8 protein-coding genes are annotated in these 9,038 nt (G+C 60.3%); 1 reads left to right on the forward strand and 7 read right to left on the reverse strand.

Going from position 1 to position 9,038, the window contains the following annotated elements:
* Positions 1-485: 485 nt before the first annotated feature.
* The 7 genes from ACILSL_RS25825 to ACILSL_RS25855 form a co-directional block, all read right to left on the reverse strand.
* The gene (locus ACILSL_RS25825) at positions 486-1,748 is read right to left on the reverse strand and encodes a hypothetical protein (protein ID WP_395734959.1); all 1,263 of its coding nucleotides are present in this window, start codon (positions 1,746-1,748) and stop codon (positions 486-488) included.
* Between the two features lie 65 nt (positions 1,749-1,813).
* Complete coding sequence (locus ACILSL_RS25830) at positions 1,814-4,543, reverse strand: PVC-type heme-binding CxxCH protein (RefSeq protein WP_395734960.1); 2,730 nt, start codon at positions 4,541-4,543, stop codon at positions 1,814-1,816.
* A 95-nt stretch (positions 4,544-4,638) separates the two neighbouring features.
* Entirely contained in the window at positions 4,639-5,112 is a 474-nt protein-coding gene (locus ACILSL_RS25835) for an OmpA family protein (protein WP_395734961.1), read from the reverse strand.
* 27 nt (positions 5,113-5,139) lie between these two features.
* Entirely contained in the window at positions 5,140-6,360 is a 1,221-nt protein-coding gene (locus ACILSL_RS25840) for a hypothetical protein (protein ID WP_395734962.1), read from the reverse strand.
* A gap of 7 nt (positions 6,361-6,367) precedes the next feature.
* The gene (locus tag ACILSL_RS25845; RefSeq protein WP_395734963.1) at positions 6,368-7,231 is read right to left on the reverse strand and encodes a TonB C-terminal domain-containing protein; all 864 of its coding nucleotides are present in this window, start codon (positions 7,229-7,231) and stop codon (positions 6,368-6,370) included.
* Positions 7,232-7,237: 6 nt separating this feature from the next.
* The gene (locus tag ACILSL_RS25850) at positions 7,238-7,666 is read right to left on the reverse strand and encodes an ExbD/TolR family protein (RefSeq protein ID WP_395734964.1); all 429 of its coding nucleotides are present in this window, start codon (positions 7,664-7,666) and stop codon (positions 7,238-7,240) included.
* Positions 7,663-8,505, reverse strand: a complete 843-nt coding sequence (locus ACILSL_RS25855; RefSeq protein ID WP_395734965.1) for a MotA/TolQ/ExbB proton channel family protein — start codon at positions 8,503-8,505, stop codon at positions 7,663-7,665. Before ACILSL_RS25855 ends, ACILSL_RS25850 begins: the two co-directional genes overlap by 4 nt.
* A gap of 338 nt (positions 8,506-8,843) precedes the next feature.
* Here ACILSL_RS25855 and ACILSL_RS25860 point away from each other — a divergent pair.
* The coding region (locus ACILSL_RS25860) for a class II fructose-bisphosphate aldolase (protein ID WP_395734966.1) at positions 8,844-9,038 on the forward strand (195 nt) is incomplete at its 3' end.

A 9,038-nucleotide genomic window follows, 5' to 3' on the forward strand; every position in this document is an offset into this window, starting at 1 on the left:
TCATCCAGGCATGGCGGCAGCATCTGCACTTCGCTGCGATCAGTTCCTCGAAGGTGGCTCATGCTCATCTTGTTGCTCATGAACATGCCACCGGTCAAACCGGTGAAATAGTTTTCACACAGCCTGTGTCCTCAGCCAGCTGCTGTCGTAGCCCATGATTCACGATCAAGAAACAGCCCGCTAAACGGAAATGAGTTTTACGAACCGCTATATATACAAGAACACGCGACAGCGTTTTGGAGTGCGGTCACGCAGATGCAAGGCGCAAGCCTGCATCGTAGCTACCGCTTTCGCGGGGTATAGAAGGCGCTTCGTCCTGAAACCACCTTCCAGCCCGCGTAAACATTGTCACGACCAATCTCCCCGATGCTGCCGCGTTGACTCAGGCATAACTACTGATGTTAGCCCCACGAAAAAACGACACCCCGTCTTGACCGAGCCCCATTCCTGCCTGTCATCCGCCTTCACACAAATGCAGGCGCTGCCTACCGCTCCGTCGGCTCCCTCATGAGATTCAACAGACGCGCCCGGTCCACCGCCGGTGCTGCCGGTTTAGCAGGTGCAGTCGGGGCGGCTTTAGGTTTGGATGACTCGGTGACCTTCGCCTTGGGTTTGGATCCAGCGGAAGACTTCTTCTCGACGGTGGATGCCACCTTGGGTTTGGCCGCTGGCTCGCTGGCCATTTCGGCTTTGGCCTTCTCAGCCTTGGCGTAAGCCGCAGCTTTCATGTCAGCCTCCGCCTTGGCATTCTCCGCCTTGGCATTCTCCGCCTTGGCATTCTCCGCAGCGGCCTTCGCAGCGGCCTTCGCAGCCGCTTCCTCCCGGGCCTTCGCCTTGTTGGCGAGGGCTTTGGCCGCAGCTGCCTCTCTGGCCTCCGCCTGGGCCATGGCTTCGGCTTTCTCCTTCGCTTTCGCCTCGGCTCGGGCTGCCGCCTTGGCCTGTGCCTCGGCCTCTTTCTTGGCTTTGGCTTCGGCATCTGCCAGGGCTTTGTCCGCTTTCGCCTTGGCTCTGGCGTCTGCCTTCGCTTGGGCTTCGGCTTCCTCCTTGGCCTTGGCTTCGGCATCTGCCAGGGCTTTGTCCGCTTTCGCCTTGGCCTTGGCTTCTGCCTTCGCTTGGGCGTCGGCTTCTTCCTTGGCCCTGGCTTCAGCGTCTGCCACAGCCTTGGCCTCTGCTTCGGCTTTCGCTCTGCCTGCGGCTTCGTCAGCCTCCTTTTGGGCCTGGACCTCCGCCATGGCCTTCGCTTCTTCTTCAGCTTTCACCTTGGCCTCTTCTTTGGCCCTGGCTTTGGCATCCGCTTTCGCCTTGGCTTCCGCAGCGGCGGCTTCATCGGCAATTTTCCTGACGCTCACAGCGCCTTCAGGAACGATGGCTCCGCCATCAATGCGGATCTTCGCCGACTCGTTCTGACCAATGTAGAGACGGTCGTTCTTCTTGACCGTTGCTTTGCCCAGAGCCTCGGAGAACTCCGGAGTGATGGAGATGCCGGGAGCCAGCACCCAGATGGGGGACGAGGTGTCCTTGACCATCACGGCACCGCCGCTGGCCACATGGGTCTCACGACCCCATGCGTCCTTGGTGGTGTCAATCTTCTGCGCATAGAGCCTCACAGCGCCGGTTTTACGCATGGCAGGGTACTTGCTGCCGAGGGCTTCAGCGGAAAGTTTAAACTCGGGCGGCTCGGGCGCGGTGGAATTGCAACTGCTGAGGCTGATGGCGGTGGCGAGAACGCCAAGGCGAAAAAAGGTCATGATTCAATAAAAGGGGGGCTTGGGGGAGTCGGGCTTCGCAGCATCCGCAGGTCCAATGATTGCGATTATTTCCCGGTACGCAAATAGGCGACGATGTCCGCCACATCCTGGGCATTCAGCCCCAGTTGGGTGGCGCTGAGCATCATGCTGTGGTCCAGCTTCCGGCGGCTCTTGATCCGTGACTTTGCGACATATTGATTTTGGCCGCCCATGCTCCGAATGATCATGATGTCACCCTCAGTAAGGATCATGCCATGGATGGTCACGCCGTCCTTCGTCACGATTTCCTGCCCATCATAGCCGTGCGCGATGTCCTTGCTCGGATCAATGAGCGCCTGCGCGATGATTTCGCTGGGCTGGCTTCTGCCCCAGCCCTCCAGGTTCGGGCCAAACTCGACCCCCTGGCCGTTGATCTGATGGCACATCACGCAGCGCGTCACGAGCTGCGCGCCGTTTTTGGCGTTGCCCTGCAGCTTGAGCACTTCATCCAGCTTCACAGTGCTGGGTATCGCCGGTGGTGTGACGATGGTCACCAGTTTGGCGCTTTCAGGATCAAAGATGCCCTCCTTCTTCAAGGCTTCTGCGATGCCAAAGCCGGCCCAGTCGTCCGTGCTGCGCTTGATGAGCCACCACATGACATCGGCCTGGATGGGGGACTCTTTGTCCTTGGCCAGTTCAAGCACGGCTTTGGCCGCGCTCGCTTCCGGGATGAAGGCCAGGGTATCGAGCGCGAGTTTCCGCTGCTCCGCCGAGAGCTTCCCATTGGCGGCCCTTTTTGCCAGATCCGACACAGCCTCTGCCGGATGTATCCGCCAGGTGATGTGCGCAAAAGCATCGTCCCAGGCACCCTCGGGCTTCAGCGCCGTCCACACAGCCGCTTCTTTTCCAGTGCAGCCAATGCCCCAGGCTTCGAGCAGCGAACGATCCCTACCATCAATGTGATGCGACAGCTTGCACAGCAATGCCACGCTTTGCGCCGCCGGAACATCCCGCAGAGCCACCGCCACCTCACTTCTCACCATCGGGGAAAGATCGGTCGTCAGGTTGCTGAGAATATCAATCACATCACTGCTGGCCGCCCGGATCGCACGCAGTGCCACCAGCCGCTTCGTCGCATCCTCAGATTCCAGCCAGATCCTTGCCGAAATTAGCCCTGGTTCTCCAAGCTGTGCCAAAAGCCACACCGCACGCGCGGCGATGAAAGGGTTCGCATGATCACGCAATTTGAGGATGGCGGGCATGTTCATGTCACCCGCAGCTTTCAGGCGTGTGAATGCCACGTGGCGTACATTGGTGGCAGGTGATTGCAACGCAGCGATCTGGCCTATGACACTGTCCAGCTTGAGATTTGGAACCTTGGGTTTGAACCCTTTAGGTGCGATGCGGTAGATCGTGCCGCTGCAGGTTTCATCCGTGTCTTGGTGCCCGCCGGTGCGTTTGTCGAACCAGTCACTGATGTAGATCGCGCCATCAGCACCCACGCAGACATCCGAAGGACGGAAAAGCGTGTGGCGTTCGTCGGAGAGGTTGTTGGCACCGCCCACGAAATCGCTGCCCTTGTACACTCCCGTGGTGTTGGTGGTGCAGAAGTCGAAGCGCTCCAGCTTGAAGCCGGCACCGTCCGGTTTTGGCAGGTAGCCAAACACCACGTTGCGTCCGGTTTCACAGCTTAGCAGCAGACCGTTCCATTTTTCACCGAGCGCGCCGTTTTCATAGAAGCACATGCCGGTGGGTGCACCGCCGCCATAGACATCGCCGGCAGGGATGCTGCCGGGATCTTCCTGCCGCCACTCGGCGGTGGGAATACTCTGCCCGGGGCGTTTGTCGGCGCGCCACTGGCGTTTGCCATCGCGGGAGAAGAAGCCAAAGCTGCCGCCTTCGATGAGGTGGCTCACGCGGCAGGCGGGCGGATCGTCGTTGTCATTGAGGAACATGTCTCCGTAGCTGTTGCGTACACCTTCAAAGCTGTTCCGATAATTGTAGCCGAGGATGCGCGCATGGTGCCCGTTTTCATCGATGCTGGCGGTGAAGCCGCCGACGTACACATGGCCGTCGTCGCTTTTGGCACCGGTATAGGTGTTGTTCAGATACGCGCCGCCGATGCGGAAGGTGTTGCCGCTTTTGTCGCTGAACTGCCCACCGCAGTTGCCGTTGCTGAAGTACAGTCGGCCGTCGGGTCCGGCATACACGCTGTGCAGGCTGTGGTCATGCTGCGGCTGCTCAAAGCCGCTGAGGAAGATCTCGCGTTTGTCGACAGCGGGATCGAATTTCAAGTCGCGGTTAACGTCCGTGTACTTGATGATGTTTGGTGCGTTGGAGACGAAGATGACGTTGTCGAAAACGGCGACGCCCAGCGGGCATTCGAGCTCCTTTTCGCGCACGAAGACGTGGCTGCTGTCGCATTTGCCATCGCCATCGGTGTCCTGCAGCACACGCACGCAGTCGCCCTCACGGCTGCGGCCGGAGTGGCGGCGGTAGTTCACGCCTTCCGTGACCCAGATGCGGCCCGCGTGATCGACGTCCATGTTCGCGGGATTGAACAACTGGGGGGAGGTGGCCCAGACGGTAATTTCCAAACCCTCAGGCACTTTGAAGGCGCTGGGTTCGAGATGGTCCGGCTTCACTTTCGAGGCATCGAAGACCGGAATGGTGAGATCCGGAACGAAGGCGGGTTTTCCCGCGACGAAAGGTCCCTTGTCTTTTTTGCCCCTGGCGGGTTTGTCCGGGCTTGCAGACATGAGAGCAAACGGCGCGACCAAGGCGAGAACGACGAGGAGGTTTTGGCGGTTGGGCATGATTGGGGGGGAAGGAACGGGCGTAATCCGATGATCTTACGTCCAGGCCTCGCCGCTACGGTCGGTTGCCAATTTTGAATTTCGCCTAAACCGTTTCAGTTCTGGCGGTAAATGACCACCACATCCGAGGATGGGCCGCTGGGGGAGAAGTCATTGCCAAAGCCCACGGTCTGCAGGCTGGCGGCTTCGAGGCCGAGTTCGATCAGGCGCTGCCGCACCGCCAGGGAGCGGCGTTCGGAAAGGGAGCGGGCGTGATCCGCCGGCAGATTCGGCGCCGTGTAGCCTGCGACCAGCAGGAGGGTCTTTTTGTTCCTGCCCATCTCCTGCACCAGGCTGTTCAAGGACTGCTGATGCGCAGAGGTGAGCTGGAAGTTTGCGCTCTCAAACACCAGGGCAGGGCACGCCGGCTTGAGGCTGCCATTCAGCGGGGAGGTGAAGCCTTCCCGTGGGCCGAGCGCATAGACGACCGCCTCAGAGGCGGGACTGTGCAAAAACGAAGGCATGGGAATGCTGCTGCAGGAGGCCAGAATCAGGCAGCTCAAAAAGAGGGCAGCAGGGCGTTTCATCATGGGCAGGGCGGCATTCATCATCAGGGCTCAGCGCATCCAGCGCGGTTCGGAGATGCGGCCATAACCGCGCAGGATGGAACGACGGTTGCCGCTGCGCAGATCATGCACAAAGAGTTCGCCATGCTGAACGTAGGTGATGAAATGACCGTTGGGGCTCCAGGACGGATGTTCCGCGCCGCCCGCCTGAACCACACGCACACCACCGTTTGGATAGGGCTTGATGGCGACAGTCCATTCACCGCCGGTGCGGGTGGTGAAGGCGATGTGCCGGCCATCGGGCGACCACTCGGGATCTGTGCAGAAGTGATAGCCGGTGCGCCAGCGAAATAGACGCGAGGATTCGCCCTCCTTCTGCGGCACTTCGACGATGTAGAGCTTCGGGCCGTATCCATCATCACTGGAAAACACCAATTGTCGGCCATCAGGATGCCAGGAAGGGCTGGAAGGAGCGCCGACGGAATCACTCACGCAGGCGGCGGTGTTGGTGTTGAGATCGCTGACGAAAATTTCAGGATTGCCGATGAAGCTCATCACGGCGGCGAGGTGCGTGCCATCCGGCGAGAAGGCTGAGCCAAAACTGCTGCCGGGGGTGTCTGTAACGCCGCGTTCCCAGCCGACATTGAGATCCAGCAGCCGGATGATGGGGAATCCGGTGCGATAGCTGGTGAAGGCGATCATGGATGAATCGGGCGAGAGAGAAGGCGCCACGGCTGCATGCTTGTCATGCGTGACCTGATGCACCTCGCCGCCTTCGGCATCGCAGATGTAGATCTGGCGTTTGCCGCTGACATCACTCACGAAGACGATGCGGCTGGTGGCCAGTCCCGGTCTGCCGGTGATGGTGTAGATGATGTCGTCCGTGAGGGCCTTGAGGTTCTCATCGAGTCCGGGGGCCGCATAGCTGCGTTGAAAGAGATCCTTGCCTTTGGCATCCTTCAGCTTGCCGGTGACACGACCGCCGACGGACATGCCTTCCACAAGAAAGTCGGCTTTTTCATCCGTCCCAGCGACGAAGAACTCGCGAGAATCGAGCAATTCCTTGTGCAGGGTCTGCTGGGCGCTGGCACCTGTGCCACCGGAGAATGAGCCCACGCGGATGCGTGGCATGGTTTTCTTATGTTCCTCGGTTTTGCTTTTGCCGCCACCCATGCTGAACAAGCCGCGCAGTCTCTCCATGACGCCAGCCTCCGCCCGTGTGCCATGGGACACGACGAGGGTGAGAATGAGAAGCAGAGCGCGGGCAGTCATGCAGAGGTCAGGGCAGCAGGAGGAAGTTGAGTTCCAGATCGTAGCTGTCTTTGGAGTAATTAGAAGGCAGCGTTGTGGAAATTTTTTTAACTTTTGCGGCGGTCTCGAGGATGGACTGATCCAGAGCGTGGGAGCCAGAAAATTTGTTCATTTGCGCCTTCAAGACCGTGCCGTCTTTGCCGATGGAGATGTTCAGCCGTCCTTCGCGCTGGCCTTCCGGCACGCTTTCGATGGGCGGGGCGGTCCAGCCGATGAGGAATGCCGCATTGACTGCTTCATCGACGGCATCCAGATCCACTTCCTCCGTGGCCGGGCGGGTGCCGTTGGAGAGCGAAATGGCCGCTGGACGCAGCGTGTTAAGACGTGCGATGTCCATCAGCGTCGGATTGGTCATCGGTGGAACAGGGGTGCCGAACCGGGGCGGGGCGGGGCGCTTTTCCAGGGCTCTGCGCAGCGTGATACTGCGATTGGCGGAAGGCTTTGACGGTGTCACGGCAGTGCCTGCAAACAAAGGGGTGCCGGTGGTGTTCGGCACGGGCTCCATCTGATGCTGCTGGGGCGGGGCGGCGATCAGCGTGGCTTTCTGCACCGGGGGTTCTGCCGCTGGCTTAGGGGCGGCCGCCGGGGGCTTCGTGTCCGCCTTGGAGGATGCCACCGCTTTGGCCCGAGGCACAGCGGTGGACGCTGGCACCAGGGATTTAAAATCACCGGGATTCATCCAGGCAAGCTGCGAGGTCCTGGCATCACGCTTGAGGCTGCCGACATTTTGCCACCACCACCAGACGCCAAACACCGCACCCAGATGCAGCGAAACGATGACAAACACCGCTGCTGAAATGGGCTCCAGCGTCGTGGGACGTTTACGGTTCATCTTCAATCAGGGGGCCTCGGCATGAGTCGTGACAGCAGTTTTCTGAATGCCCGCCGCCTCAAGCAGCTGCATCGTCTCCACCAGTTGCTGGACTGGCAGGTCACGATGCATGCGCACTTCGATGCCGATACCGGGTTTGCGCTGGGCGAGTTGTTTTAGAGAAACGGGAAGGTCCGCGCGCGCGAGCATCGCGCCGTTGAGGGTGACGGACTGGTCGCTGTTCACCAGCAGCGTCATTGTTTCCGTCGGAGCAGGAGCGCTGACGGGAGCTGAAGGAGGGGCGGGGACTGTCGCGGTCAGCATGGCTTTGTCTGCCTTGAGCAGGGGAGCTGCCAGCAGAAAGACAAACAGCAGCACCAGCACCAGATCCATCAGCGGGGTGAGGCTGATTTCGGTGATGAGGCGGAGCTGATGCCTGTTGGAGTGGCGTTTCATGCGCGGGCGTGGGCAGCGTGCATTGACGAGGGCAGGGGGGAGGAGCTGGTGCCGGTGAAGGCGGGCATGGACGGGCTGCCGAGGGCGCTCATGCTGGGCAGCGCCTCGTTGCTGAAACGATGGTCCACAAAGGTGCGGTCAAAGCCTGCGTTGAGCTCACTGGCGAAGTTGTCGAGCCGCACCACCATGCCGCGGATGCGGTTCACCAAAGCATTGTAAGCAACCATGCTCGGAATGGCGACCAGCAGGCCGAGCACCGTGGTCACCAGTGCGGTGGTGATGCCCGGTGCCAAAGTGGCGAGGGTGGCGCTGCTGCTGGCAGACGTCATCGTGCTGAAGGTGTCCAGAATGCCCCACACCGTGCCCAGCAAACCCAGGAAGGGTGCGCTGCTCAGGGTGGTGGCCACCCAGTTCATGCGTGCTTCCAGCCGCAGAGCCGCCTCGGCCACGCTGCGCTCCATGGCCACCTGCACTGCATTCATTTGCGAAGGCGTGATGCGGCCCGCGCCTTGCAGCCGTGCGGCAAAGGTGGTGCCAGGCTCGTCCTCACCCAGGAGGTACCAGGACATCTCACGGCAGGCTGCATGGTAGATGTGGTAGAAGGAGGAGAACTCATGGGGCTCGCGCTGCTGATACAGTTCCAGCGCATGATTGCTCTCGCGGTATTCGCGAAGAAAGGACAGGTTGGCCTTGTGCACCCGGGAGAGCAGGAAGTGCTTGCTCAAGATCACCGCCCAGCTCGTGATCGAGAACAGCGCCAGAAGTCCGCAGATGATCCAGCAGGTCAGAGTGCTGTGTTCGAGGCCGTATTGCAGGCCGGGCGAGAGAAAGGATTCCATGGGCGGCATTGCGTGAGAAGGAGTAGCTGCTAGTTAAAAGACCTTAATAGTCGGGCGTCAACCGGGGAGTGCGAGCAGAATGGCGGGGAATCAGCTTCAAGCACGTGGGAGCCCGGGCCTGATCTTCTCTTTCGTGCGCCAGTGGCCTTCTGGTGGTCCAAAGTCTACATCGACGGGACGCCTATTGACAGCAGTCTCTGTTCGCATCCGGGCGAATGAGGATGGGAACAATCAGCCAAGGTCGCTCCTCTGCCACCCCCGCCAGATATGAAGCGCTTCTTGCACCCGGCCCGTTTCTTGCTTCCCTCAACCTCTCAACTCAAAAACACACCCCTAAGATGCCCGTAGCCACACCCGCCCAGTACCGTGCCATGCTTGATGCCGCCCAGAAGGGTGGTTACGCCTATCCGGCGATCAACGTCACCTCCATTACGACCATCAACGGCGCGCTGAAGGCCTTCGCAGAGTCCAAGTCTGACGGCATCATCCAGGTTTCCACGGGCGGCGGCGAATTTGCCTCCGGCACCGCTGTC

This window comes from Prosthecobacter sp., assembly GCF_044222345.1.
Classification (GTDB): Bacteria; Verrucomicrobiota; Verrucomicrobiia; order Verrucomicrobiales; family Verrucomicrobiaceae; genus Prosthecobacter.